Origin of the sequence: Psychroserpens sp. S379A, from assembly GCF_049800755.1 — a bacterium.
Lineage (GTDB): Bacteria > Bacteroidota > Bacteroidia > Flavobacteriales > Flavobacteriaceae > Psychroserpens.
Genome location: NZ_JBNAFQ010000001.1, coordinates 582,739 through 608,227 on the forward strand (window position 1 = coordinate 582,739; position 25,489 = coordinate 608,227).

The following is a 25,489-nucleotide window of genomic DNA, read 5'->3' on the forward strand; positions in this document are numbered from 1 at the left end:
CTTCTAAAGTAATATTTTTTTATGAACTTATTATTAAAATTCTCCTAATGGTCTAAAAGAAGATACTCCAAACTTTTTGGCTTCTGCTTTAGCTACAGGTGACCATTTCTGTAAATTAGAAATACGTGTATCGTTTGAAGGATGAGTACTTAAAAACTGTGGTGGTCCTTGTCCTCCACTATTCGCTTTCATACGTTTCCATAATTCTGCGGCTTCATCAGGATTATATCCAGCAATTGCCATTAATCGCAACCCGAATTCATCAGACTGGGTTTCATGACTTCTGCTAAAAGGTAACATTCCTAAAACATTTGATCCTACACCATAGGATTGATTAAAAATATCTCTAGTTTGCTCATCCTTAATAGCAATATTCCCAACTACACCAAGTCCTTGCTGAATGTAAGCAGCACTCATACGTTGCTGACCATGATTTGCCAAAGCATGAGCAACCTCATGTCCCATAATAGCAGCTATAGCTGTTTCATTTTGAGCTATCGGAAGGATTCCTGTGTAAAAAACAATCTTTCCTCCAGGCATACACCAAGCATTCACAGTTTTATCATTAACTAAATTATATTCCCATTGGTAGTCTTTTAAATAACCTTCATGTCCATTTGCATTTAGCCAACGTTCAGCAGCAACAGCAATTCTTTGACCTACACGTTTTATCATTTCTGCGTCAGAATTTCCATGAACAACCTCATGCTCTGATAAAAATTGATCGTACTGAGCAAACGCTGAAGGAAAAATTTGACTGTTAGAAACAAACGCTAATGTTTTATTTCCTGTGAGTGGATTAGTAGCACATGATAAGAATAAGGCTAAGGTAAAAAGTGCCACTATGGTGTTTTTATGTTTCATGGTTAATGTATTTAATATGTAATAGCTAATTTACAAAATTCGTTCTGCAATTTTAGACACAATATCTTTTAAAATGTCACATTTTAAATATTAAAAACTAATACTCAAAAATAACAAACATAAAACAGATTAAATTCATATTTTTTTTTATCTAACGTAAGTTCAGTCATTCTAAATCGACTTAAAAAACATTAAATGCATTTACATGAAAAAAATCATCACATTATTAGTTCTTACTTTACTTTATAATTGTAATACTTCGGCTCAAAAAAAGGAAACATCAGAAAAAGACGTTTTTAAGGTCAATAAAACCGAAGCAGAATGGAAACAAGAACTTACTCCAGAACAGTTTTATGTACTAAGGCAATCTGGTACTGAGCGTCCGTTTTCTAGCGACTTAAATAAAGAATATAATGAAGGTGTTTTTCATTGTGCTGCCTGTAACACACCTTTGTTTAAAAGTGAGCATAAATTTGATTCTGGAACTGGCTGGCCAAGTTTTGACCGTGAAATTAAAGGCAATGTTGCCTTCTCAACTGATAATAATTTAGGATATTTAAGAGTTGAAGAGCATTGTGCTACTTGTGGTGGTCATTTAGGTCATGTATTTAATGATGGTCCAAAAAACACCACTGGAAAACGTCATTGTATTAATGGTGTTGCTTTAACATTTGTTCCTAAAATTAACTAGTTTAGTTTCAAATATTAGAATAGTGCTATAAATTCTATCTATAAATTTTCATAGCGTTTTAGAATTTGCATCACTATTTTTATGATGATAAACAATATAAATTTATGTCAGTATCATATTTAAATAGCGTAACTAAACAATTTGAGTATTATAAAAGCCTAGGAGACAAAACCATTAGTCAGCTAGAACTTCATGAGATTCAAAAAGAATTTTCAAAAGACTCAAACTCAATAGCAATCATTGTAAAACATATTGTAGGAAACATGTTAAGTCGATGGACAAACTTTTTAACTGAAGATGGTGAAAAAAAATGGAGACATCGTGATAGTGAGTTTGTAGATACTTTTAAAAGCAAAGAAGAATTGCTAACGTATTGGAACAAAGGATGGAATTGTTTATTTGATGCTATTACACCTTTAAAAACCGAACAACTAGAAAATATCATCTATATACGAAATCAAGGTCATTCTATCACTGAAGCCATCAACAGACAATTAGCACATTACTCCTATCATATTGGTCAACTTGTCTTTTTAGGAAAACTAATCAAAGGAAATAATTGGGTTTCGCTATCAATTCCAAAAGGAAAATCTAGCTCTTACAATCAAGAAAAATTCAGTAAAGAAAAAGGTAGAAGACATTTTACTGATGACCTTTAATATTACAATTTGGTTTTGTAACTTCGTATCCTCAAAATTTTAGACAAAAATATACTCATGAGTAAATATGATATTATAGTACTTGGTAGTGGTCCTGGAGGCTACGTAACAGCAATTAGAGCTTCTCAACTAGGCTTTAAAACTGCAATTGTAGAAAAAGAAAGCTTAGGTGGTGTTTGCCTAAATTGGGGCTGTATTCCAACTAAAGCCTTATTAAAATCTGCTCAGGTTTTTGAATACCTAAAACATGCAGAAGATTATGGATTAACCGTTAAAGACGCAGCTCATGATTTTGACGCTGTGGTAAAACGTAGTCGTGGTGTTGCTGAAGGCATGAGTAAAGGCGTTCAATTTTTAATGAAGAAAAATAAAATTGATGTTATTGAAGGCTTCGGAACACTAAAAACTGGCAAAAAAGTTGAAGTTGACGGAAAAGATTACAGTGCAGATCATATCATTATTGCAACTGGAGCACGTTCTCGTGAATTACCAAGTTTACCACAAGATGGGAAAAAAGTAATTGGTTATAGAGAAGCCATGACACTTCCAAAACAACCAAAGAAAATGATTGTCGTTGGTTCTGGAGCTATTGGTGTTGAATTTGCTTACTTCTATAACTCTATGGGAACTGAAGTCACTATTGTTGAATACTTACCAAATATTGTTCCTGTTGAAGATGAGGATGTTTCAAAACAATTAGAGCGTTCTTTCAAGAAAAGTGGCATCAAAATTATGACGTCTTCTGAAGTCACTAATGTAGACACTTCTGGAAAAGGTGTTAAAGCAACTGTAAAAACTAAAAAAGGCGAAGAAACTCTTGAAGCCGATTTAGTACTATCTGCTGTTGGAATTAAATCTAACATCGAAAATATTGGTTTAGAAGATGTAGGTATTGCTGTTGATAGAGATAAAATCTTGGTTAATGATTATTACCAAACAAATATTCCAGGTTATTATGCTATTGGAGATGTCACTCCAGGTCAAGCTTTAGCACATGTTGCTTCTGCTGAAGGCATTTTATGTGTCGAAAAAATTGCTGGACAACATGTTGAAGCTTTAGACTATGGAAACATACCTGGTTGTACCTATTGTTCTCCTGAAATTGCTAGTGTTGGTTTAACTGAAAAACAAGCTAAAGAACAAGGTATCGATATTAAAGTTGGTAAATTTCCATTTTCGGCATCAGGTAAAGCAAGTGCTGGTGGAAACAAGGATGGTTTTGTAAAAGTGATTTTTGATGCTAAATATGGTGAATGGTTAGGTTGCCATATGATTGGTGCTGGAGTGACTGATATGATTGCTGAAGCTGTTTTAGGACGTAAACTAGAAACTACAGGTCATGAAGTATTAAAAGCTGTACATCCTCACCCAACAATGAGTGAAGCTGTTATGGAAGCAGTAGCAGATGCTTATGATGAAGTGATACATCTTTAAGCTAGAAGCTAGAAGTAAAATAAAAAATGCGATTCATTTCTGAATCGCATTTTTTATTTTTTATCATTCTAATTCTTAGCTCATTTTAGAAGCTTTTTTTACTAAATAAAACTCTGAATAGCCAACTCATAACTCTGTAAACCAAAACCGACAATAACACCTTTAGCATTAGGAGCAATATAAGATTGGTGTCTAAATTCTTCTCTAGAAAAGGTATTCGAGATATGTACTTCAATAACTGGAGTCTCAATAGCTTTTACAGTATCACCTATACCAATTGAAGTATGTGTATATGCTGCTGCATTTAATATAATACCATCATAAGCATAACCAACTTCCTGAAGCTTGTCTATTAACTCTCCTTCAATATTAGATTGATAATGCTCTAATTCAATATTAGGATATTTATTAGTTATGGACTCAAAAAACTCAGTAAACGACAAATCGCCATAAATATTAGTTTCACGCTTACCTAACAAATTAATATTTGGACCATTAATTATGATTAACTTCTTCATAAAGTAAAGATATTAAAATTTGGGTATAAAAAAACCGAAGCAAATGCTTCGGTTTTAATTTATATAATTGGTTTTACCAAAAATTAGAATCTGTAAGTTAAACCAAATGTAGCTGTATCAAAAAAGTTATTGAAGATGTTTAAGTTACCATTAAAGCTAGTACTATCAGACTCAGCATCACCAAACTCAGTTGTATTACTTGAGAAAGATAATAAATCAGCTAAACCAAAGTTAATAGCAAAACACTCAGTGATAAAGTAGTTGATACCTAAATCGATTCCAACACCAAATCCTGTTGTTTTTAATTCATCATCTACACCTTCTTGCTCTAATTTAGAACTTCCGAAACCTACACCAGCTTCAGCATAAGTTTTAAAACGCTTTCCTAAATCTAAAAAGTAGTAACGAGCAAAAACACCTCCAGAAAAAGAGCTAGTCTTGTCTTCAGAAGTAGTTCCTCCTACTGTAGTTTCTTCTTTTCCAGATCCAATTCCTAACTCAATACCTACAGCAAACTTATCGTTGATAAAGTAACCAGCTTTTGGCATAAAGTTAAATCTACTTGACTTGTCTTCAACAGTACCATCATCATCAGTAGAGCTATTAAAGTTAATTCCACCTTCAACAATGATGTTTCCTTGTTCAAAACCAAATGTTTTTTCACCTTCTTCTTGAGCATTTACGCTTAATCCGAATACTGCAAATGCAGATAATAGTAATAATTTTTTCATAATATTATAAGTTTTTTAATTTGATAGGTACAAACTAAATACTTTTTTTTCAAATAATGAACAATATTTTTGTACTTATTAACAATTTTATAAACATTTTTTGCTAAATGATTAATAATCAATTGTTTAAAAATAAGCTTTATTAACATAATTTAATAAAAAAATCTATATATGTAGTTCAAACCTTACTTAAAGGTGCAAATTTATTCTTTTTAAACAACCGTACAAATTTTTGTAGATATAAAATATAGTCCATTAGGTTTCTCGTTCAATAAAAAAGCCAAAACTTAATCGTTTTGGCTTTTTATATCGTCTATTTTTAAGTTAAAACATAAATCCAACGGATAATTGAATCACTCGATTTTTTCTTGAAAAAGAAAAAACACCAAAATCAACATCATCATAAATATCATCGTAAATATCTTCCTCATCTACTTTAGTAATTCCTATATTATAACGAGCTGCAAAGAAAAGCCCACTTTCTAATTCGTAGCTTGCTCCTATATTAAAACCAAAATCAATGGTTTTGTATAAATCTTTTGTGTCGACTTCATCTTCTCCAAGTTCTGAGTTTAAATCGTTTTGAGCATCATTGAATTCATTCTTAGCAGAAATTAAAACTCCAATTTGTGGTCCAGCTTCAACGGCTAAATTTTCGATAGGAAAGAATTTAGCCATAATAGGAACATTGATATAATATAAATCTACTTTATAATCTACCGAACGACCATCATCAAAATCTTCATAAGACGATTTAAAACCTTGATTTGAGAATTGTACTTCGGGTTGCAAAGCAAATTTTTCAGAAAGCTTAACTTCAGCTAAACCTCCAATGTGAAATCCTACTTTCATTTTTGCATCTCGTACATCATCATCATATCCAGATGCACCAAAATCTCCAGCTAAGTTGGCAAAGTTAACACCTCCCTTAACACCAAACCTAATATCTTGGGCTACAAGAGAACTAAAACTAAATACTGCAATAGCAGCTAACAACATAATTTTTTTCATAATTTTATACGTTTTTAATTGGTTAGGTACAATCTAACTATTTTTTTTCGTTTAACGAACAATTTTACCTGCAAATTAATCATTTTAAACACTGACAATAAATCATTTAACTCAATAAAACATATTATAGAGAAATCAAATTATGACTTGGCAAAATGCTATTAATGATTATAAACACTACCTAAAGATAGAACGCGGCTTGTCTAACAATTCAATAGAAAGTTATGAGCGTGATGTTCAAAAACTTATATTTTATCTTGAAAGACATCATGATTTAATTTCTCCAATTGCCATAGATAAAAACACGATTCAATCATTTGTTTACGATGCTTCAAAGCAAATTAATGCTAGATCACAATCTAGATTGATTTCTGGATTACGAAGTTTCTTTACGTATTTAGTGTTTGAAGATTACAGAACAACTAATCCGTTAGATCATATTGAATCTCCAAAAACTGGAAGAAAGCTGCCAGACACACTAAGCATTAAAGAAATTGACTCGCTTATTGAAGCTATAGATCTGTCTAAAAGTTATAACAATATATATATAGGAGAACGCAACAGAGCTATTTTAGAAACTTTATATAGTTGCGGACTTCGAGTTAGCGAACTTATTAATTTAAAAATATCTGATTTATTCTTTGAGGAAGGTTTTATTAAAGTTACTGGAAAAGGCAATAAACAACGCTTTGTTCCGATTGGTAATACCACGCAAAAGTATATTCATATTTGGAAACAAGAACGCAATAAAATTGATGTACCAACCGAATTTAAAGATACTTTGTTTTTAAACCATAGAGGACATCAATTAACCAGAGCCATGATTTTTACAATTATTAAAAATTTAGCTAAAGCTATTAATCTTAACAAAGTGATTTCTCCTCATACCTTTAGACACTCGTTTGCCACTCATTTATTAGAAAATGGAGCCGATTTAAGAGCTATTCAACTTATGCTAGGACATGAAAGTATCACAACCACAGAAATTTATATGCATATAGATCGTTCTCACCTTAAAGATGTACTATTAAAACATCATCCTCGTAACTAATTTTTTGTAAGAATAGTGTGACAATCACCATTTTTTAGTGTCTTAAAAAAAAAGAAAAAACTATGAAGCAGTTAGTGAACAAGTTAACTTCATTAAAATCAAAAAACACCAACATAGCTACTCTCGATACCAATAAAAATTTAGACGAGTTAAAATGGCAATTTGCTTTAGAAAATTCTAATGTTGGACTTTGGGATTGGAATGCTAAAACTAATGACGTTTTTTATTCTGAAAAAACAAAAGAACTCATTGGCTATAAAGATTCAGAAATAAAAAATTCTAAAGTAGAATGGGACAAACGTGTTCATCCAGAAGATAGAAAAGCTTATTTTAAAGACTACAATGCACATTTAAATGGTGAGTTGGATCATTATTATAACGAACATCGTGTTCTTTGCAAGAATGGCAGCTATAAATGGATTCTTGATCGTGGTAAAGTCGTCACCAGAGATAAAAACAATAAACCGCTTCGAATAATAGGAACTGTTGTTGATATTTCAAGTCGAAAAAAAAATGAAGAGTTACTCAAAACTAATTTAGAACTCATCACTAATCAAAATAAGCGACTTCATAATTTTACGCATATAGTTTCGCATAATCTTAAAACTCATATCGGCAATTTTAAAAACATCTTAGAGTTTTATGATGAAGCTTCTACTGAACAAGAAAAAGAAGAACTCATCATTCATCTAAAAACTATTTCTGGAGCTCTAACAAATACAATAGTAGATTTAAATGATATTATTAGTATAAAGTCTAAATCTAATATTGAACAAATCAATGAAAACATACATATTCATTCATGTGCCGAAAAGATTATAAAGAGTTTAGAACTTGAAAGTTTGCAAAAAGATGTTAGCATTCATAATGCAATTAGAGAAACCGATTGTATTAAAACAAATGCTTCTTATTTTGAGAGCATTCTTCATAATCTAATTTCAAACGGAATTAAATACAGTCATCCCGAACGCAAATCAAAGATTATATTGCAAACCATTCATACCAATTCAGAAATTAAATTACTTATCTCTGATAATGGTATTGGGATTGATATGGAAAAGCATAAAAATCAATTATTCGAAATGTACCAAACCTTTCATGGAACCAATCGAGAAGATTCAAGAGGAATTGGACTATACATCACCAAAACTCAAGTGGAAGCCTTAGATGGCACAATTGAATTAGACAGTAAACCAAATGAAGGATCGACGTTTACCATAACCTTAAAAAAACAAAAAGCATCCTAAAATTAGGATGCTTTTAATCTATTATTTAAATATTTCTATTTCGCAATATTAACAGCTCTAGTCTCTCTAATTACTGTCACTTTAACTTGTCCAGGATACGTCATATCGGTTTGAATTTTTTGAGAGATTTCAAACGATAAATTTGCTGCTTGGTCATCAGAAACTTTTTCACTTTCTACCATCACACGTAATTCTCTACCTGCTTGAATAGCGTATGCTTTGTTAACTCCTGTAAATCCGAAAGCAACATCTTCTAAATCTTTTAAACGTTGAATGTACGAATCTAGAACTTGGCGTCGTGCTCCTGGTCGTGCACCAGAAATTGCATCACAAACCTGAACAATTGGCGACAATAACGTTGTCATTTCAATTTCGTCGTGGTGTGCTCCAATGGCATTACAAACTTCTGCTTTCTCTCCATGTTTTTCTGCCCATTGCATTCCTAAAATAGCATGAGGTGTTTCCATATCTGCTTCAGATGAAGGCACTTTTCCTATATCGTGAAGTAAACCTGCTCGTTTAGCCAATTTCGGATTTAATCCTAATTCGGCAGCCATAACTCCACAAAGTTTTGCCACTTCACGAGAGTGTTGCAATAGGTTTTGACCATAAGACGAACGATACTTCATTCTACCAACAAGTTTTATCAACTCTGGATGTAAGCCATGAATACCTAAATCGATAACAGTACGCTTACCTACTTCAATAATTTCCTGTTCGATTTGTTTTTCGGTTTTCTTTACAACTTCTTCTATTCGTGCTGGATGAATTCTTCCGTCAGTCACTAATTTGTGTAACGACAATCGAGCAATCTCTCGTCGCACAGAATCAAAACACGATAAAATAATAGCTTCAGGAGTATCGTCAACAATAATCTCTACACCTGTCGCTGCTTCAATAGCTCTAATGTTTCGACCTTCACGACCAATAATTCTACCTTTTACATCGTCAGATTCAATATTAAACACAGATACACAGTTATCAATTGCTTCTTCAGTTCCTATACGTTGAATTGAATTGATAATGATTTTTTTAGCTTCTTGTTGAGCCGTTAATTTTGCTTCTTCAAGCGTGTCTTGAAGGTAACTCATCGCATCAGTTTTTGCTTCGCTTTTTAGCGACTCTATTAACTGTGACTTAGCTTCTTCAGCCGACAAACCAGAAATCACTTCTAGCTGCTTAATTTGGCTTTTGTGTGCTTTTTCTACTTCGTCTTTCTTTTTTTCAAGAAACTCTAATCTAAAATCATAGTCCTTAATTTTACTTTCAAGACTTTGATTAGATTTTTTTGCTTTAGATAATTCGTTTGAAACTTGAGACTCTTTATCTCTTGTTCGCTTTTCAGCTTCAGCCATTTTTTTATCTCTAGATAAAATCACTTTTTCGTGCTCAGCTTTTAGCTCAATAAATTTTTCTTTTGCCTGAAGCATTTTGTCCTTTTTAATAGACTCACCTTCACTTTTGGCTTCTTTTAAAATTGAATTTGCTTCATTTTTAGCATCTTTAATAAGTTTTGATGCATTATTTTTTTCTAGAGACTTTGCAATAATATATCCTAGTATTATTCCTAATACTACACCTCCAACAATCATTAAAATTGTGTTCGCTTCCATGTTTAGTTAGTTTTAAAATGTTTTTTTGATGTTATCAAAATTTCTCAATTTACTTGAGTGTAAAAAAAAAGCCTACATCAGCTTCAGATTTTGTATAAACTCCTTAAAAACAAGTTTAGGGCTAACAAGCTGATCAAAAATCTGCCTAAGATACTTTAGATCCTGAAATAAATTCAGCATAAAGCACTAGCAGCTCGATTTTACAACTTAAACTCACCCTTTTTAAAGAATTAACGTTGAGTTTATCAAAAATAAAATAACTAATGTAGGCAGTAACCTAATATTGTATTTAAAAGAACGTTAAGCACTTAAATGCTCATGTAAAAGTTGATTTAAAGCTTTTAACTTTGTTTCCACTTCCTCACTTACTTCGGCTTTATCTATTGTTTTCTGTTCAACTTGAGATGCAAACTGCAAAGCACACATCGCTAATACATCTTGCTTATCTCGAACAGAGTAATTTTGTTCAAACTGGCTTATCATGGCTTCAATTTTTTTAGCTGCTTTTCGCAATCCTTCTTCTTGACTAGGCGCAATTGTTAAAGGATATACTCTATTTGCTATAGATAGCTTTATTTTAAGCTGTTCTGCCATTACATATTATTTACATTATTCAGATAATTGCGCAATACAATGGTCAATATCTCTTATTAATGTATTTATTTTAAGCTTAGTTTCTCTATTATTCTCGTCACTGCCCAGTAACGAATTTGCCATTTTGAGTGCTTCGTATTTATCAGCCCAAGAACTTATTTCTTCCTGTTGACTTATATTTTTCTGCTGTTGAATTGCTAATTCTTCTGAAATTTTAGCGTTGGTTTGTTTCAAAACTTCAAGTTTATGTAAAACCTTACTAATTTTATTCTCTAACGAATCGACAATATCTTCAATCTTACTCATTTACAAATTTCAATACTGATGAAACAAAGTTAACATACCAAATGAAAAATAGCAATTGTTTTAGTATAAATTTTGATTTTATATTGAAACACCACTAATACAGTAGGATAGTTCTTCATTAAATTTTAAAATTACATCGTCATTTGAAACATAACTTTAGTATTTTTGAAATCAAATTCAACAAAATTAACTCGTAGATTATTTTCTATAATCAAAATATTTCAGTAGATTTACGTTATAAAACCTTAGTATATTACTCAGTACGCATGAAGTATCTATATCTCATTCTTTTTATTTGTCAGTTTGGTTTTTCACAATCTCCTTATCCGCAAGATTATTTTAGAAATCCGCTTGATGTAACATTAGTGTTATCTGGAACATTTGCTGAGCTTCGTTCTAATCATTTTCACTCAGGTTTAGACTTAAAAACGCAACAGCGAACTGGTTTAGACATTTTTGCTGCTGCTGAAGGCTACGTGAGTCGAATTAAAATTTCTCATTTTGGCTACGGAAAAGCACTTTACATCACACATCCTAATGGCTATGTAACGGTTTATGCACATTTAAAACAATTTGCTCCTGCTATTGAAAAATACATTAAAGCAAAACAATATGAACAAGAATCGTATGAAATTGAAGTCTTCCCTACTCCTGAAGAATTACCAATAACCAAAGATCAAATTGTAGCTTTATCAGGAAACTCTGGAAGTTCTGGTGGACCTCATTTGCACTTCGAAATTAGAGACAATGAAGAACGACCAATCAATCCTATGCTATTTGGTATTGACATAAAAGACACCAAACAACCTGTGGTTAAGGCAATCTATGCCTATCCAAAAAACAGAACATCTCATGTTAATGATGTTAAAACTAGAAAAGAACTTCGTCTTATTCCAAACAAAAATGGCGATTATAGTGTTGAACCTATTGAAGCTTTTGGTGATATTGGTTTTGGAGTTGTAAGCTACGACCAGCAAGATTTAGCTCACAACAAAAATGGTGTAAGTAATATTCAGACCTTTTTTAATGGAAATAAGAATTTTGAAATGGATTTTAAACGTTTCAGTTTTGACGAGACCAAACATCTTAACCGTTATATAGACTTTGAAATTTATAAAACTGAAAAATCACGCGTTCAAAAACTCTTTGTTCAATCGGGAAACACATTAAGCATGCTTAACGATGTGACTAATAATGGTTATATACGAGTGGAAGATAGCACAGCTTCAGTATATAAAATTCGTATTAGAGATTTTAAAGGCAATGAAACTTGGGTAAACATTCCAATTCAAGGCAAAAAAGCGAAAGAGCGATTAGAACACTACGAGCTTCAACCTAATTATTATGTTCAAGCAGACGAACCTTTTAGACTTGAAGACAAATCTGTTTCAGTTTATTTTCCTAAAAACACCTTTTATGACAATTTTTATATCGATTTTGCCGTTAGTAGTGATACTTTAACATTGCACAAAGATGTGATTCCGCTTATGAAAAATTGCACTATTAGTTATAATATTGAAAACTATTCTGAAGAGGATAAAAGCAAGCTTTTTATTGCAAAACTTTACGGTTATTACAAAAAACCATATTACGTTAATACGACTAGACAAGGCAACTTTCTTACAGCTAGAACCAAATCTTTAGGCACTTTTACTTTAGCTTCAGACACCATAAGTCCAACAATCAAACCTTTAAATTTTCAAGATGGGAAATGGTTAAGCAAATCAAAATACTTAAAACTAAAAATTGATGATGATCTTTCTGGTATTAGTAATTACAGAGCAACCATTAACGGAAAATGGATTTTAATGGAATATGATTACAAAAAAGATACACTCACATACAGTTTTGAAGACGATGTAATTTCTGCCACAGAAAATAATTTGAAAGTAATTGTTATAGATAATATTGGAAATAGTTCTACATTTGAAGCAACGTTTTTTAGAAAATAAAAAAGAAGTCTTTTGAAAATACATAGTCTATTTCTACTACTCTTATTAAGTTTACCATTGTTAGGTGTTTCACAAAATGCTACAATAAAAGGAGTTATACTTAACGATCAACAGCAACCTATTTACAATGTAAATATTAAAGCTGGTAACGACGGAACCACTTCAAATGAAAACGGTTTTTACGAACTTAAAATTCCTGCAAATACAGATGTAATTGTCGTTTTTACCCATTTGTCTCATAAAAAAGTTGAAGCAACCTTTAACTTAAAAAATGGAGAAGAACTTGAGTTCAATCCTGTAATGAACATTGAAGTTGAACAAATCACAACAGTCGTTATCAATAGCAACACCAAGCAATCTGTTGAAGGGATTGTTTCTGTTCCTCCTGCTGTATTACGAACCATTAAAGGTGCGCAACCAGGAGTAGAAAACATTTTAAAAACTTTACCTGGAGTAAATATTTCTAACGAATTAAGTACACAATATTCAGTTCGTGGTGGCAACTTTGATGAAAACTTAGTGTATGTCAATGAAATTGAAGTCTATCGACCGTTTTTAATTCGTTCTGGTCAACAAGAAGGTTTAAGCTTTGTAAACACCGATTTGGTTCAAAATGTCGATTTTTCGGCTGGTGGATTTCAAGCCAAATATGGAGATAAATTATCATCAGTTTTAGACATCACATATAGAACACCTTTAAAATTTGGAGTTCGTGCCGAAGCTAGCCTTTTAGGCGGAAGTTTAGCTGCAGAAACTGTGAGTAAAGACTCCAAGTTTTCTGGTATTATGGGATTGCGTTATAGAGATAATAGTTTATTTATAAATTCTCTCGAAACGGAAACTAATGTTGTTCCTGTATTTGCTGATGCTCAGACTTATTTAACCTATAAGTTTTCAGATAAGTTTCATTTAAATTTTCTTGGAAACATCTCGCTTAACAAATACGATTTTCAACCTCAAAACAGACAAACCAATTTTGGAACCATTGACGAACCAGTTGCATTGTTAGTGTTTTATGAAGGTCAAGAAAAAGATCAATACTTCACGACTTTTGGAGCGTTTAAAGCCAATTATTTTGCGTCTGAAGACCTCACACTTAAATTAATTGCTTCTGCATATCATACCACAGAAGAAGAATATTTCGACATTTTAGCACAATATCGATTAGGTGAAGTGAATAGTAATATTGGAGATGAAGATTTAGGAGAGGTTGAATTTAGCGAAGGTATTGGTTCCCAATTAACACATGCAAGAAACGACTTAGACGCCTTAATTTTTAATGTAGAGCACAAAGGAGATTACAAATTAGATGACGAGAGTACACTTGAATGGTCTGTTAAATACACACATGAAGATATTAGAGATCGTTTGGTAGAATGGGAAGTTATTGATAGCGCAGGCTTTTCGGTACGTCCTCCAATTTTTGATGTGCCAAACGAACAACCTTACGAGCCTTTCGAAGGTCCTTTAGTAGCATTTCAAAATGTACGTGCTACTAACGAAGTTCAAATTGATCGATTACAAGCTTATGCGCAATGGAGCAAACGTTCAATGCTAGGCAATCACGAAGTATTTTATAATGCAGGTGTAAGAGTTCATAATTGGACCGTAAATAGTGACGTTCCAAATCAAGATAATGTTTCAAGTTCGACACAAACCGTTTTTAGTCCGAGAGCTCAATTTGCCATCAAACCAGACTGGGAAAAAGATATGTTGTTTAGAATTGCTGGTGGATTATATTATCAACCACCTTTTTATAGAGAGCTTAGAGATTCTTCAGGTATTGTACAACCTGATGTTAAAGCTCAAAAATCGGTTCATCTTGTTTTAGGAAATGAATATAGCTTTGAACTCTGGAAACGACCTTTTAAGTTAGTTACAGAAGCTTATTATAAAAACTTAACAGATGTTAATCCGTATACATTAGAAAACGTGAGAATACGTTACAGAGCTAAAAACAATGCTACTGCTTATGCTTATGGACTAGATATGCGTTTAAATGGCGAATTTATTCCTGGCACAGAAAGTTGGTTTAGCTTTGGGTATTTAAAAACTGAAGAAAATATTGACGATCAAGGAAACATTGCTAGACCAACAGACCAACGTTTAAAATTTGGAGCCTTATTTCAAGATTATATGAAAGCACTTCCAGATTTAAAAATGTATTTAAATTTAGTATATAATACTGGAGTTCCTGGAGGTTCTCCAAGCTATGCCAACCCTTATCAATTTCAAAATCGTTTACCAGATTATAAGCGTGCTGATGTAGGAATTTCTTATGTTTTAGTTGATCCAAATAAAACCTACACAAAAAAATGGAAACAAAAGTTCAAAGAACTTTCTATTGGATTTGAAATTTTTAATGTTTTTAACGCACAAAATTCAATTACTAACACTTGGGTACGTGATGTATATAGCAAACGTCAATTTGCCATTCCAAACTATTTAACGCCTCGTGTCTTTAATGTAAGATTAAGTACTAGCTTTTAAGCAAATTCCTTTAGCACTTTAATTACATAATCGACGTCTTCTTTAGTATTATATTTACTGAAAGAAAAACGTACAGAAGGTTTTTTCAAATCGTCTTCGTTTAAAATTTCGGTAAGGACATGAGAATTTTGAGAACTTCCACTCTGGCAAGCGCTTCCTTTTGAGCAAGCAATACCTTTTAAATCTAATTGAAACTGAAGCATCGCTGCTTTTTCTTCAGCAAAAGGCAAACAAACGTTAATGAGTGTATAGGTGCTTTTTTCGAGATTAGAACAGCTTCCATTAAACCTAACTTCTGGCAAAATACTTTTTAAGCTTTTTATAAAGTAATCTTTAATACCTAAAACATACTCACGCTCAGTTTTAAGATTTTCGTAAGATAGTTGCAAAGCTTTATCTAAGCCAACAATATTATGTACAGATTCAGTACCTGCTCGATAACCTCGCTCTTGCTCTCCACCAAAAATAGAACCTTTAATGCCTGAGTTTTTTCTTATAAATGCAAATCCTACGCCTTTTGGTCCATGAAATTTATGAGCACTCGCAGCAATAAAATTGATAGGTATTGCATCTAAATCTAATTGGTAATGACCAACAGACTGCACTGTATCACTATGAAACAAAGCATCGTAATGTTTACATAAGTTTGCAATTTTAGAAATATCTAACTTGTTTCCTATTTCATTATTGATGTGCATCAAGCTTACCAACTGCTTTTTATCAGAATTTAATAGCTGTTCTAAATGCTCGTGATCAATATGACCATCAGATTCTAAGTTAACATACTGTACACTAATGCCATATTCTTGCTCTAAAGCTTCAACTGTATGAAGTATGGCATGATGCTCTATTTTAGACGTAATAATCTCTTTAACACCAAGATCTCTAACTGTACTTCTTAAAATCAAATTATCAGCTTCTGTACCTCCAGAAGTGAATACAATTTCAGAAGCAGACACCTTAAAATGTGAAGCAATTGATTTTCTACAAGATTCAATTATAGCCTTAGATTGTCTTCCGTAACTATGCGTTGAGGAAGGGTTTCCAAAGTTATTTTTCATAACTTCAGCCATACAATCAATCACTGCGTCTCGCATTTGAGTTGTTGCAGCATTATCAAAATAAACAGTCGCCATAAACAGTAAATTATAAGTGCAAAGATGCAATAATCTAGCGGTAAATAAAACTAGAATACACCAGCAAAATTATTTGCAAATCTTATCGTTATAAATTTACAAATCTCTATTTTTGTTTCTTAATGACTTATAGCATGCGAAAATTTCTTTATTTACTTTGTTTCGGACTTTTAACAACCTGTGATGATGGTGATGTGTTTGAAGTAACCTTAGATTTTGGCGATGAATTCAAACAGTGTGGCGAATTGGTATTTTATAAGATTAATGAGAGTACCTCTGAAACATTATCAATTCAATTTGAAGACCTAACTATAGAAGACATTTTAGAAGTAAATGATGAGTTTTTATATGAAAACACTTTGCCTTTAGGATCTGGAAATGTGTTTAGATACAGATCTTATGGAACAACTCCTAATAATAGTTTTTTCTGTAACGATGTACCTATAAATCTCCAAATTGAAAAAGATGAAGCTAGTCTAGGAGGCGAAGTTTTTATTCAAACTGTTTTAGTTGAAGATGATAATGATGGTATACCAACTGAAATTGAAGATGAAAACTTAGATGGTGATAATGATCCAGATACAAATCCTACAGATACAGATGGAGACTCAATACCAGACTATCTAGATGCTGATGATGATGGTGATAATGTATTAACTATTAATGAAGGTCATAATTACACAGAAGAAGACGGTTTTAGTAACGCTCAAGACTCAGATGACGATGGCACTTATGATTATTTAGATGATGATGATGACAATGATGGTGTAGACACTCGTGATGAAGACAGTGATCAAGATTTAAACCCAGCCAATGATAGAACCATTGACACAATCCTTAATCCTAATTCAATACCAGATTACCTAAACGATCAAATAGCTAATCCAACAATAGCAACAGCATTTAGACAACATATTATAAGACTAACTTATACAATATCTGTAACTGTTTCAAACATTACTTTGCCATCTATCACACGGCAAACACTTGATTTTGGAACTTTAAATGATAGCTCAAATCCTGATGGAAATATTACTATTGATTCCAGAGAAGCTAGTCCTAATTTTAATTAGGTTTTATATTCTGAAAAATATAAACTTCGGTTGCTCCATTGCCATACTTTTGTAAATCGGCATCATAAAATTTGATGTTATCGTAGCGTCTAAATAAAGTTTCTAGTTCCATTTTAAGCACACCTTCGCCTACGCCATGAATAAATACCAGTTTTTGAATACGTTTCTTCATTGCAAATTCTAACTGCCGTTTTGCAGTATCTAATTGAAGTGTAAGCATCTCATAATTGGTCATGTACTTTTCTGAATTGGTAAGTTTATGAATATGCAAATCGACTTCCATTGTTGCTTGATTACGCTCTTTAGGTCGCCTTTTCACAGGCTGTTTTTTCATAGGAAGCTCTTTTTGTTTGATCACATCCTTTAAGCCTGTATTAGAAAAAATAGCATTTGAAAAAGATTTATTTTCAATAAGTTCTTTTGAATTGAATTCTAAAACAAAACCATCTGCCGTTTCAACACTAGCAATATCATGTGTAATAGCAACAATAACACCAGAAATATCATCATCTAAAACTGAAACCTTATCTCCAATTTGAAATTTCATGAACTTATTTCATCTTGATTATTATTATCCTGATTTCTTTTGCTAGGAATGTTTCTAGAAATTCTATAAACACCTAACATTAAAGCCACAATTCCTCCAATAAGAAGAAACTGACTTTGATTTTCGCCTGCTTGAGCGTAAATCGCAACACAAGCTCCAATAAAGAGCAAACTATAATCAACTAGTCGTGATAATTTCATGATATATAAATAAAAATGTTCATCTAAATTACATTAATATCATAAAGAATCAAGGTGTTTAGCCTATTTTTTGTTGATGCTCTTGAGTAAAAAAAGTCCTAAACTCTACAATACATCGTTCTTTTTTTATTTTTGTGTTTTAAAATAGAACTTATGGAATTTCCTGAAGAGTACATGCTTCCTTGTTTAAACAAAAAACTATTCGGTCTAGAATGTATGGGTTGTGGTATTCAACGTTCTATTTCGTTAATTTTTCAAGGAGAACTAGTTGCGGCTTTTCATATGTATCCAGCAATATTCACATTAATCTTATTAGTAATTGTATTAATTTTGAATTCCTTTAAAAATTTCAAATATGCTAACAAAATAATTATAACTTTGGTAATTGTTAATCTTACAATTATTGTAGGAAATTTTATTATAAAACTTTCTAATCAAACTTAAAACTTATGGAACAACAAAAACTCAATCCTGCTATTGTTTATGTACTAGCTATTTTAGGTCTTTTATGCTGCTGTTTTGGTGGTCTAGGATTTATATTAGCAGGTATAGCATTTTTTATAGCTCAAAGTAAATTAAAACAAGCTCAAGCAAACCCTGAAAACTATGAAGTTGGAAGTGTTAAAGCTATGAATACTGCTAAAATTGTAGCGTTAATAATATTAGTTATTAATCTTGTATATCTAATTATGACAATATACAGAATTTACACTGTTGGCTGGGATGAATTGATGGAGCAATCAAGACAAATGATGGAGCAAATGCAACAAGGTCAATAATTTACCTTATAAAAAAGGCGACCATTTAGTCGCCTTTTTTTTATTACTTTTGAATAATTATCTAACCAACAAATATTATGGAAAACAAACCACAAAGACCTAACAGTTATCTAGCTTTAGCTATCATTAGTACAATTTTATGTTGCTTACCTACAGGAATCGTAAGTATTATTTATGCTACAAAAGTAAACAGCTTATATGAAGATGGAAACTATAATGAAGCTACTAAAGCATCAAAAAATGCAAAAACTTGGGGTTTAGTATCAATAGGTATTGCTGTTTTAGGGTGGATTTTATACATCTTAATTTTTGGAGTAGCAATGTTTGGAGCCCTAGCTAGTGGCAATGCTTACTAAAACAAAAACTTTAATTATATTAGGTATAGTGATAATGCTCTTAGGCGTATTATCACTATATTTTTTTTGGAATCCTTCAGAACACAATATTTTTCCAAAATGTCCTTTCTACTCATATACAGGAATTTACTGCGCAGGATGTGGCAGTCAGAGAGCCATTCATCAAATAATGAATGGTCATATCATTACAGGAATACGACATAACTACTTACTAATAATAGTGTTTATTGTATTAAGCTACAAAGCCACACTATTTATTTTGAATAAGGTTTACAACAAATCTTATTTTGATATCTTTCATAAACCCATTGCTACCAAAATTATTTTAGTAATTGTATTATTATTTTGGATACTCAGGAATATTAGATTTTTCCCTTTTACTGAATTAGCTCCATAAAAAAAAGCGATCTTAAAGACCGCTTTTTAAACAAAAATATAGTTATCTAATCTTCAAATTCTTGGAGTGTTTTAGTAATAATAGACACACAGTCTAACAATTGCTCTTTAGTCATCACTAAAGGTGGAGCAAAACGAATAATATTACCATGAGTAGGTTTTGCAAGCAAACCATTGTCACGAAGTGCTAAGCAAATATTCCACGCAGTATCACTATCTTCATCATCGTTAATGACTATTGCATTAAGCAAGCCTTTACCTCTTACTAAATTTACAATAGAACTGTTTTCAATATATTTATTCATTTCACTTCGGAAGAGTTCTCCTAATTGAAACGCATTTTCAGCTAAATCTTCATCTCTTACAACTTCTAGAGCTGCAATAGCCACAGCAGCTGCAATTGGATTTCCACCAAAGGTGCTTCCATGATTTCCTGGTTTAATTACATTCATAACAGAATCATTAGCCAATACAGCACTTACAGGATATGCACCTCCAGACAAGGCTTTACCAAGAATTAGGACATCTGGTTTCATATTTTCATAATCAACAGCCAATAATTTACCTGTTCTAGCAATACCAGTTTGAACTTCATCTGCAATAAACAACACATTATGCTTTTCACATAACGCTTTTGCTTTTGCTAAATACCCTTCACTTGGTACATAAACTCCAGCTTCTCCTTGAATAGGTTCTACTAAAAATCCTGCAACATTTTTGTTGTTTTCTAAAGCTTGTTCTAATGCTTTAAGATTATCATATTCAATTTTTATAAACCCATCAGTGTATGGTCCAAAGTTTTTTCTAGCTATTGGGTCATTACTAAACGAAATAATGGTTGTCGTTCTTCCGTGAAAATTATTTTCGCAAACAATAATTTCAGCTTCATTTTCGCTAATTCCTTTGACTTCATAAGCCCATTTACGACAAAGTTTTAAAGCTGTTTCTACAGCTTCAGCTCCTGTATTCATTGGTAATAATTTATCGAAGCCAAAATATTCTGAAGCAAATTTTTCATAGGTTCCAAGCATATCATTATAAAATGCTCTAGAAGTTAAGCTCAACGTTTGCGCTTGTTTTGTCATAGCATTGACAATCTTAGGATGACAATGTCCTTGGTTAACTGCAGAATATGCAGAAAGGAAATCATAATATTGTTTTCCTTCAACATCCCAAACATACACACCTTCTCCTCTACTCAGTACTACTGGTAACGGATGGTAATTGTGTGCACCATACTTGTTTTCTAAATCGATCGCTTGTTGCGACGTTAATTGGTCTAAAACAGCCATTTTAATAAAGTTTTAAAAGTTTATGAGGCAAGCAGAAATATGTTGTTCTGAATGTTGATGAAGAATCTCAATAAAAAAGAACATTATTCAATATAAAATGAGATTTTTCGACTTTGCTCAAAATGACAACATCACTTTCAAGATTACCTCGTCTAAAATAACCATTCCTGTTCTACCTTTATCCTTTCGAAGAGTCCGAAAATTCAGCGTGGGAAAGAAATCATCCCTAGAGGTCTGCAAATTAATAATTAAAACTCTTATTCCGAAATTTTTCCTGATAATGATGACACTTGTAATTCTAATCGCTTCATCTCTCTAAGAATGGCATTTTTATCCATTTGCATCCAAGCAAACACCTTTAACATGCTTACACCTATCAAAAACACAAGACCTCCTATTCCCCATTTTATGAGTTCTTTGACATCTGAAGTGTTAAAAAATTTGATAGTACAATACACAAAGAGTCCAAAAAAGATTAAGGTCATAATATTCATTACAATGATGATCCATTTATTTTTTCCTGAAAATAAACCCATTAACATTCCTAAAACATTTTGTTCTTCTAACGAGTCGTAGAACTTTGTTTCTTCTTCAGTTAAGGTCTCTTTAATGAGTTGGTCAATGTCTTCCATATTAGTTTTCATAATTCTTGTCTTTTAAAATTAATTTTAGCTTTTCTCTAGCATGAAACAATCTTGATTTGGTTGTTCCTACAGATATATTTAATAGTTTACTTATCTCATTTAACGAATAACCTTCAGTATAAAAAAGTCTTAAAACCATTTGTTGATGTTCTGGTAAACTTTTGATACTTTTTAAAAGATGACTTTTTAATTCTGTATGGTCATCATCGTCATCAACCACACGCGTAACTTCTTTTTGATATTCATCTTCTTTTATGCGATTTATTTGTTGTTGTCTAAAAGCATCTACAGATTTGGTATATACAATTCGTAAAGCCCAAGACTTAAAACTTGAAGGTTCATGCAAAGTATAAAGTTTATCTATTATCGTTTGCCAACTATCTTGAGCAATATCCTTTGACAAACTTGCATCCTTTACAATCCAGTAGGCTTTTTGACAAAATATCAAATGCCAACGTTTAACCAATTCAGCCATCGCTTTTTTATTTCCAGATTGAAAATCTAAAACAAGTTCAGTATCAGTACGATCGTTTATTTTCAATGCGTTAAAATTGGGTTTATCCTTTTTTGTTTGTAATACATTCTTAAAAGTTTTACCCAAAGATTGTATTTTGGTTCATTAGTTTCTGTTGAAAAATAATGCTCCACATTATCAAATGCTTCTTCAATTAAGGCATCATGCAGCCAACGAATCACAAATACCCAAAGTAAACTAGCTTTAAAGTCTGTGTTCATTTTTATGACATGTTGAACTTCAGAAACATGTTCTGAAATAGGCTTAAGTATTAGTTCGTGTGTGCCTCTAAATCCACTAGGCTTAGTGAATTTGAATCTTACATGGCTTCCAACTTTTAATGCCACAACTGTATATCTAATGCGTCCATGACCTCCTCTACTTCCTATCTTTAAACCCTCTTTAAATCGCATTGCTGGCCAATTACTTGATGGCCAAATTTTATCTTCTGATGTTGCTAAAGTTTTAAATAAATCTGACACCTTTTCAAGTGGCTGATTAATAATTCGCGTATGTATGTTAGTTACTTTCATACTCTAAAGACGAAGAAAATCGATAAAGGTTCATTTAATTTTGAAGTTTTTTAAAGATAATCCTATTTACTTACATTTATATTTATCGCTATTACTATTTTTGCTGAACCAAAATTTTATTCCCTGTATGCCACGAAGAGAACGCAATAAATTTGTAAAAAGAGGTCAAATTATTGAACTCTTAATTGAAGATTATGCCTTTGGTGGCAAAGGCATTGGTAGAATTAGAAATGAACATGGCGAATTTGTCATTTTTGTTCCCAACACCTTACCTGGTCAGTTAGTAAAAGCACAAGTAAAAAAATCGAGTAAAAAATATGCTGAGTGTAAACTCTTTGAAGTGTTAAAACCTTCAGAAGATGAGACTGAAGTACCATATCAAGATATTCCTGGAGCACCTTATATACAACTACCAATAGAACAGCAACACCAATATAAAAAACAAAGCACCATAGAATTGTTTAAACGTATTGGAAAAGTAACAGATATTGAAACTAAGTTTGACGAATTTGTAAGTTCTCCAAATACTTTTCACTATCGAAATAAAATGGAATATGGCTTTTCTGCTATTGGGTACGACAGACAACAAAAAACTGATGTTGATGAGTTTACTTTAGGGTTTAAAAAACGTGGCACTTGGTGGTGTGGCGATAACCTTAATTGTGATTCTGGTTTATTTGATGCTCCATTAGAAAATCATTTAAAGGATATTAGAACCTATTGCGAAAAAACTGGGTTACCACCTTGGCATGCTCCAAAAAAGGAAGGTTTTTTTAGATACTTAGTTGTAAGAAAATCATATAAAACCAACCAACTTTTATTTAATTTAGTCACCACATCTTACGATTTACCAAAATTCGATTTAGATAAATTTGCGAACTACTTGGTTGAACTTTTTGGTAATAGAGTTGCAGGATTACTTCATACCACAAACGATGAAATTGGAGACCGAACTATTGCTACAACAGGTAGTATTAATTTAGTGTATGGAGAAGATAAAATTGTAGAAGAATTACTAGGATTAAATTTTGAAATTAGTATGAAAAGTTTTTTTCAAACCAATCCTAAATGTGCCGAAAAACTCTACTCTAAAGTTATAGATTACGCCTTAGAAAACAAAGAAGCTATAGATAATTCTGTAGTTTTAGATTTGTTCTGTGGTACAGGAACCATCGGACAAATTCTTGCTAGCAAAGCTACTAATACTAAAATTATTGGTGTAGATATAGTCGCTTCAGCCATAGAAGATGCAAAAGAAAATGCCAAACGCAATAATATTGAAGGCTTAAAGTTTTATGCTGCAGATGTAGGTAAATTTCTAAACGAGCATCCACAATATCAAAATAACATTAAAACCATTATTTTAGATCCTGCTCGTGCAGGTATTGCTCCAAAAACCCTTAAAAAAATAATAAACCTTAATGCAGACCGTTTGGTTTATGTATCTTGCAATCCAGCAACTCAAGCTAGAGATACGGAACAATTAGTGCAAGCTGGATATCAACTAAAAAAGATAAGTCTGGTCGATCAATTTCCGCATACAGCACATATTGAAACTGTAGTATTGTTTGAAAGATAATTCATGAGAAAGTTAAAATTACTAAGCCTTTGTGTTCTATTCGCTTTTTTAAATTGCGAACGTGACGATATTTGTCCTGAGGATGTTTCAACAACACCTCGACTTATATTAGAATTTTATGATATCTCTAATCAAGAAAATATAAAAAACGTATCTAATTTATATGTGCAAGGCGTAGGTAACGATACACCTCTTTCAAGTTTTACAGGAAACGCTGCTATAAGTTTGGTAGAATTACCTTTAAAAACTGACGACAACTCAACACAATTTCGGTTTATTAAAGATTATACTGTTGATGATAATGGAACACCAAATGATGATAGTGATGACATTTATTCTGGAAATGAAGACCTCATCACCATAAATTATGTTACTGAAAATGTATATGTATCTCGCGCTTGTGGATATAAAACGACTTATAAAGCTGTTGATATTGAATTTGATGCAACAGATATGGATCGATGGATTTTACTCGCTCAACCCATAAATGACAATCAATTAATTGAAGATGAAACAACAACACATTTTAAATTTTATCATTAGTAGTTGCTTTTTTCTCTTCTGTTGGGTTTCTAATGCTCAAGATTCTATTGAAGGAGAAACAAAAACCGATACGCTAATCTACAAACAAAAGTATGGCTTGCGACTTGGAGCAGATTTAGGAAAGCTTGTTAGAACAGCTATAGATGATGATTATACTGGATTTGAAATTAATGGTGATTACAGATTAACTAAACGCTTGTATCTTGCTGGTGAACTTGGCACTGAAGAACGCTCCATTTCAACCGACTTTTTAAGTACTACTACAACAGGAAGCTATTTTAAAGCAGGTATTGATTATAATTCGTACCAAAACTGGCTAGACATGCAAAACATGATTTACTTTGGTCTTCGTGTTGGTGCCAGTACGTTTAAACAAAATCTTGATAGTTACACAGTTTATAATACCAACCAATATTGGCCAACCAATTTTTCTTCAAACGAAGCAAGAGAAATTGATGGTTTAGCAGCTATTTGGGCAGAAATCATTATTGGTATTAAGGCCGAACTATTTAGTAATTTATTTCTCGGTCTTAACGTGCAAATTAAAAGTTTAATTAGCGAAGACGAACCTGATAATTTTGAAAACTTATACATTCCAGGATTTAATCGTACTTACGATAGTGGTCGCTTTGGTCTTGGTTTCGGTTATAGCTTGTCTTACCTCATTCCAATACTCAAAAAGGATAAAAAAGTGGTGGTCGATAAAATTGATGAGTAGTTAATTTTTCCACAAAAA

29 protein-coding genes and 1 other RNA gene are annotated in these 25,489 nt (G+C 32.1%); 15 read left to right on the plus strand and 15 right to left on the minus strand.

Translation table 11 applies throughout. The features are described from left to right. Nucleotides 1-33 precede the first annotated feature (33 nt). Nucleotides 34-864, minus strand: a complete 831-nt coding sequence (locus ACP15M_RS02540) for a M48 family metallopeptidase (RefSeq protein ID WP_425075600.1) — start codon at nucleotides 862-864, stop codon at nucleotides 34-36. 205 nt (nucleotides 865-1,069) lie between these two features. On the opposite strand from ACP15M_RS02540, the gene msrB reads away from it, so the two are divergent. The 3 genes from msrB (at nucleotide 1,070) to lpdA (ending at nucleotide 3,648) form a co-directional block, all read left to right on the plus strand. After that, nucleotides 1,070-1,555 (plus strand): peptide-methionine (R)-S-oxide reductase MsrB, encoded by a 486-nt coding sequence (gene msrB, locus ACP15M_RS02545; protein WP_425075601.1) that lies wholly within the window; start codon nucleotides 1,070-1,072, stop codon nucleotides 1,553-1,555. Nucleotides 1,556-1,659: 104 nt separating this feature from the next. Further along, on the plus strand, nucleotides 1,660-2,214 hold the full coding sequence (locus ACP15M_RS02550; protein ID WP_425075602.1) for a DUF1572 family protein: 555 nt from the start codon (nucleotides 1,660-1,662) through the stop codon (nucleotides 2,212-2,214). 57 nt (nucleotides 2,215-2,271) lie between these two features. Next, complete coding sequence (gene lpdA, locus ACP15M_RS02555; RefSeq protein ID WP_425075603.1) at nucleotides 2,272-3,648, plus strand: dihydrolipoyl dehydrogenase; 1,377 nt, start codon at nucleotides 2,272-2,274, stop codon at nucleotides 3,646-3,648. A 101-nt stretch (nucleotides 3,649-3,749) separates the two neighbouring features. Here lpdA and aroQ read toward each other — a convergent pair whose 3' ends face one another. The 3 genes from aroQ to ACP15M_RS02570 all read right to left on the minus strand — a co-directional run bounded on the left by aroQ (nucleotide 3,750) and on the right by ACP15M_RS02570 (nucleotide 5,908). Then, nucleotides 3,750-4,166, minus strand: a complete 417-nt coding sequence (aroQ, locus tag ACP15M_RS02560) for a type II 3-dehydroquinate dehydratase (RefSeq protein WP_425075604.1) — start codon at nucleotides 4,164-4,166, stop codon at nucleotides 3,750-3,752. An 83-nt stretch (nucleotides 4,167-4,249) separates the two neighbouring features. Beyond that, on the minus strand, nucleotides 4,250-4,897 hold the full coding sequence (locus ACP15M_RS02565; RefSeq protein ID WP_425075605.1) for an outer membrane beta-barrel protein: 648 nt from the start codon (nucleotides 4,895-4,897) through the stop codon (nucleotides 4,250-4,252). 324 nt (nucleotides 4,898-5,221) lie between these two features. Continuing rightward, nucleotides 5,222-5,908, minus strand: a complete 687-nt coding sequence (locus ACP15M_RS02570) for a porin family protein (protein WP_425075606.1) — start codon at nucleotides 5,906-5,908, stop codon at nucleotides 5,222-5,224. Between the two features lie 142 nt (nucleotides 5,909-6,050). On the opposite strand from ACP15M_RS02570, the gene xerD reads away from it, so the two are divergent. Both xerD and ACP15M_RS02580 read left to right on the plus strand, forming a co-directional pair. Continuing rightward, complete coding sequence (gene xerD / locus ACP15M_RS02575) at nucleotides 6,051-6,959, plus strand: site-specific tyrosine recombinase XerD (protein ID WP_425075607.1); 909 nt, start codon at nucleotides 6,051-6,053, stop codon at nucleotides 6,957-6,959. Nucleotides 6,960-7,021: 62 nt separating this feature from the next. Continuing rightward, nucleotides 7,022-8,206 (plus strand): PAS domain-containing sensor histidine kinase, encoded by a 1,185-nt coding sequence (locus tag ACP15M_RS02580; protein ID WP_425075608.1) that lies wholly within the window; start codon nucleotides 7,022-7,024, stop codon nucleotides 8,204-8,206. Between the two features lie 35 nt (nucleotides 8,207-8,241). Here ACP15M_RS02580 and rny read toward each other — a convergent pair whose 3' ends face one another. The 4 genes from rny to ACP15M_RS02600 form a co-directional block, all read right to left on the minus strand. Next, nucleotides 8,242-9,819, minus strand: coding sequence for a ribonuclease Y (rny, locus tag ACP15M_RS02585; RefSeq protein WP_425075609.1), 1,578 nt, complete (start codon nucleotides 9,817-9,819; stop codon nucleotides 8,242-8,244). A gap of 96 nt (nucleotides 9,820-9,915) precedes the next feature. Continuing rightward, nucleotides 9,916-10,061: non-coding RNA, 6S RNA (ssrS, locus tag ACP15M_RS02590), on the minus strand. Between the two features lie 58 nt (nucleotides 10,062-10,119). Then, complete coding sequence (locus ACP15M_RS02595; RefSeq protein ID WP_425075610.1) at nucleotides 10,120-10,413, minus strand: cell division protein ZapA; 294 nt, start codon at nucleotides 10,411-10,413, stop codon at nucleotides 10,120-10,122. A 15-nt stretch (nucleotides 10,414-10,428) separates the two neighbouring features. Further along, nucleotides 10,429-10,719: a hypothetical protein gene (locus ACP15M_RS02600; protein ID WP_405333105.1), complete on the minus strand. Its 291-nt coding sequence runs from the start codon at nucleotides 10,717-10,719 to the stop codon at nucleotides 10,429-10,431. 266 nt (nucleotides 10,720-10,985) lie between these two features. On the opposite strand from ACP15M_RS02600, the gene ACP15M_RS02605 reads away from it, so the two are divergent. Together ACP15M_RS02605 and ACP15M_RS02610 are read left to right on the plus strand one after the other, a co-directional pair. Continuing rightward, the gene (locus ACP15M_RS02605) at nucleotides 10,986-12,671 is read left to right on the plus strand and encodes a M23 family metallopeptidase (protein ID WP_425075611.1); all 1,686 of its coding nucleotides are present in this window, start codon (nucleotides 10,986-10,988) and stop codon (nucleotides 12,669-12,671) included. Between the two features lie 12 nt (nucleotides 12,672-12,683). Continuing rightward, nucleotides 12,684-15,161, plus strand: a complete 2,478-nt coding sequence (locus ACP15M_RS02610) for a TonB-dependent receptor (protein WP_425075612.1) — start codon at nucleotides 12,684-12,686, stop codon at nucleotides 15,159-15,161. Here ACP15M_RS02610 and ACP15M_RS02615 read toward each other — a convergent pair. Beyond that, a complete protein-coding gene (locus tag ACP15M_RS02615) occupies nucleotides 15,158-16,297 on the minus strand; it encodes a cysteine desulfurase family protein (protein ID WP_425075613.1) in 1,140 nt (379 codons plus the stop codon). The genes ACP15M_RS02610 and ACP15M_RS02615 overlap by 4 nt on opposite strands. Before the next feature lie 134 nt (nucleotides 16,298-16,431). Between ACP15M_RS02615 and ACP15M_RS02620 the strand changes: the two genes are divergently transcribed. Continuing rightward, complete coding sequence (locus ACP15M_RS02620) at nucleotides 16,432-17,370, plus strand: hypothetical protein (protein WP_425075614.1); 939 nt, start codon at nucleotides 16,432-16,434, stop codon at nucleotides 17,368-17,370. Here the strand turns inward: ACP15M_RS02620 and ACP15M_RS02625 are convergent. Further along, nucleotides 17,363-17,917, minus strand: a complete 555-nt coding sequence (locus ACP15M_RS02625) for a Smr/MutS family protein (RefSeq protein WP_425075615.1) — start codon at nucleotides 17,915-17,917, stop codon at nucleotides 17,363-17,365. The genes ACP15M_RS02620 and ACP15M_RS02625 overlap by 8 nt on opposite strands. Further along, entirely contained in the window at nucleotides 17,914-18,117 is a 204-nt protein-coding gene (locus ACP15M_RS02630; protein ID WP_425075616.1) for a hypothetical protein, read from the minus strand. Before ACP15M_RS02630 ends, ACP15M_RS02625 begins: the two co-directional genes overlap by 4 nt. A gap of 153 nt (nucleotides 18,118-18,270) precedes the next feature. Here ACP15M_RS02630 and ACP15M_RS02635 point away from each other — a divergent pair, with 153 nt between their 5' ends. The 4 genes from ACP15M_RS02635 (at nucleotide 18,271) to ACP15M_RS02650 (ending at nucleotide 19,649) form a co-directional block, all read left to right on the plus strand. Next, nucleotides 18,271-18,561: a DUF2752 domain-containing protein gene (locus ACP15M_RS02635; protein WP_425075617.1), complete on the plus strand. Its 291-nt coding sequence runs from the start codon at nucleotides 18,271-18,273 to the stop codon at nucleotides 18,559-18,561. Between the two features lie 5 nt (nucleotides 18,562-18,566). Further along, entirely contained in the window at nucleotides 18,567-18,896 is a 330-nt protein-coding gene (locus ACP15M_RS02640; RefSeq protein WP_425075618.1) for a CCC motif membrane protein, read from the plus strand. A gap of 77 nt (nucleotides 18,897-18,973) precedes the next feature. Next, nucleotides 18,974-19,252, plus strand: a complete 279-nt coding sequence (locus ACP15M_RS02645) for a CD225/dispanin family protein (protein WP_425075619.1) — start codon at nucleotides 18,974-18,976, stop codon at nucleotides 19,250-19,252. Then, on the plus strand, nucleotides 19,242-19,649 hold the full coding sequence (locus ACP15M_RS02650; protein ID WP_425075620.1) for a DUF2752 domain-containing protein: 408 nt from the start codon (nucleotides 19,242-19,244) through the stop codon (nucleotides 19,647-19,649). Before ACP15M_RS02645 ends, ACP15M_RS02650 begins: the two co-directional genes overlap by 11 nt. Before the next feature lie 46 nt (nucleotides 19,650-19,695). On the opposite strand, the gene rocD is transcribed toward ACP15M_RS02650, so the two are convergent. From rocD to ACP15M_RS02670, 4 genes are all read right to left on the minus strand, one after another. Then, a complete protein-coding gene (gene rocD / locus ACP15M_RS02655; RefSeq protein ID WP_425075621.1) occupies nucleotides 19,696-20,940 on the minus strand; it encodes an ornithine--oxo-acid transaminase in 1,245 nt (414 codons plus the stop codon). Nucleotides 20,941-21,197: 257 nt separating this feature from the next. Next, nucleotides 21,198-21,584, minus strand: coding sequence for a DUF6768 family protein (locus tag ACP15M_RS02660; protein ID WP_425075622.1), 387 nt, complete (start codon nucleotides 21,582-21,584; stop codon nucleotides 21,198-21,200). Continuing rightward, nucleotides 21,574-22,125, minus strand: a complete 552-nt coding sequence (locus ACP15M_RS02665; RefSeq protein WP_425075623.1) for an RNA polymerase sigma factor — start codon at nucleotides 22,123-22,125, stop codon at nucleotides 21,574-21,576. Before ACP15M_RS02665 ends, ACP15M_RS02660 begins: the two co-directional genes overlap by 11 nt. Then, a complete protein-coding gene (locus tag ACP15M_RS02670; RefSeq protein WP_425075624.1) occupies nucleotides 22,122-22,631 on the minus strand; it encodes a hypothetical protein in 510 nt (169 codons plus the stop codon). The genes ACP15M_RS02665 and ACP15M_RS02670 overlap by 4 nt, the downstream gene beginning before the upstream one ends. Nucleotides 22,632-22,758: 127 nt before the next feature. Here ACP15M_RS02670 and rlmD point away from each other — a divergent pair, with 127 nt between their 5' ends. Genes rlmD through ACP15M_RS02685 form a run of 3 tightly spaced genes read left to right on the plus strand, consistent with a single transcriptional unit; the run spans nucleotide 22,759 to nucleotide 25,471 of the window. Beyond that, the gene (rlmD, locus tag ACP15M_RS02675) at nucleotides 22,759-24,210 is read left to right on the plus strand and encodes a 23S rRNA (uracil(1939)-C(5))-methyltransferase RlmD (RefSeq protein ID WP_425075625.1); all 1,452 of its coding nucleotides are present in this window, start codon (nucleotides 22,759-22,761) and stop codon (nucleotides 24,208-24,210) included. A 3-nt stretch (nucleotides 24,211-24,213) separates the two neighbouring features. Then, complete coding sequence (locus tag ACP15M_RS02680; protein WP_425075626.1) at nucleotides 24,214-24,753, plus strand: DUF6452 family protein; 540 nt, start codon at nucleotides 24,214-24,216, stop codon at nucleotides 24,751-24,753. Further along, a complete protein-coding gene (locus ACP15M_RS02685) occupies nucleotides 24,719-25,471 on the plus strand; it encodes a DUF6048 family protein (protein WP_425075627.1) in 753 nt (250 codons plus the stop codon). The genes ACP15M_RS02680 and ACP15M_RS02685 overlap by 35 nt, the downstream gene beginning before the upstream one ends. Nucleotides 25,472-25,489 lie beyond the last annotated feature (18 nt).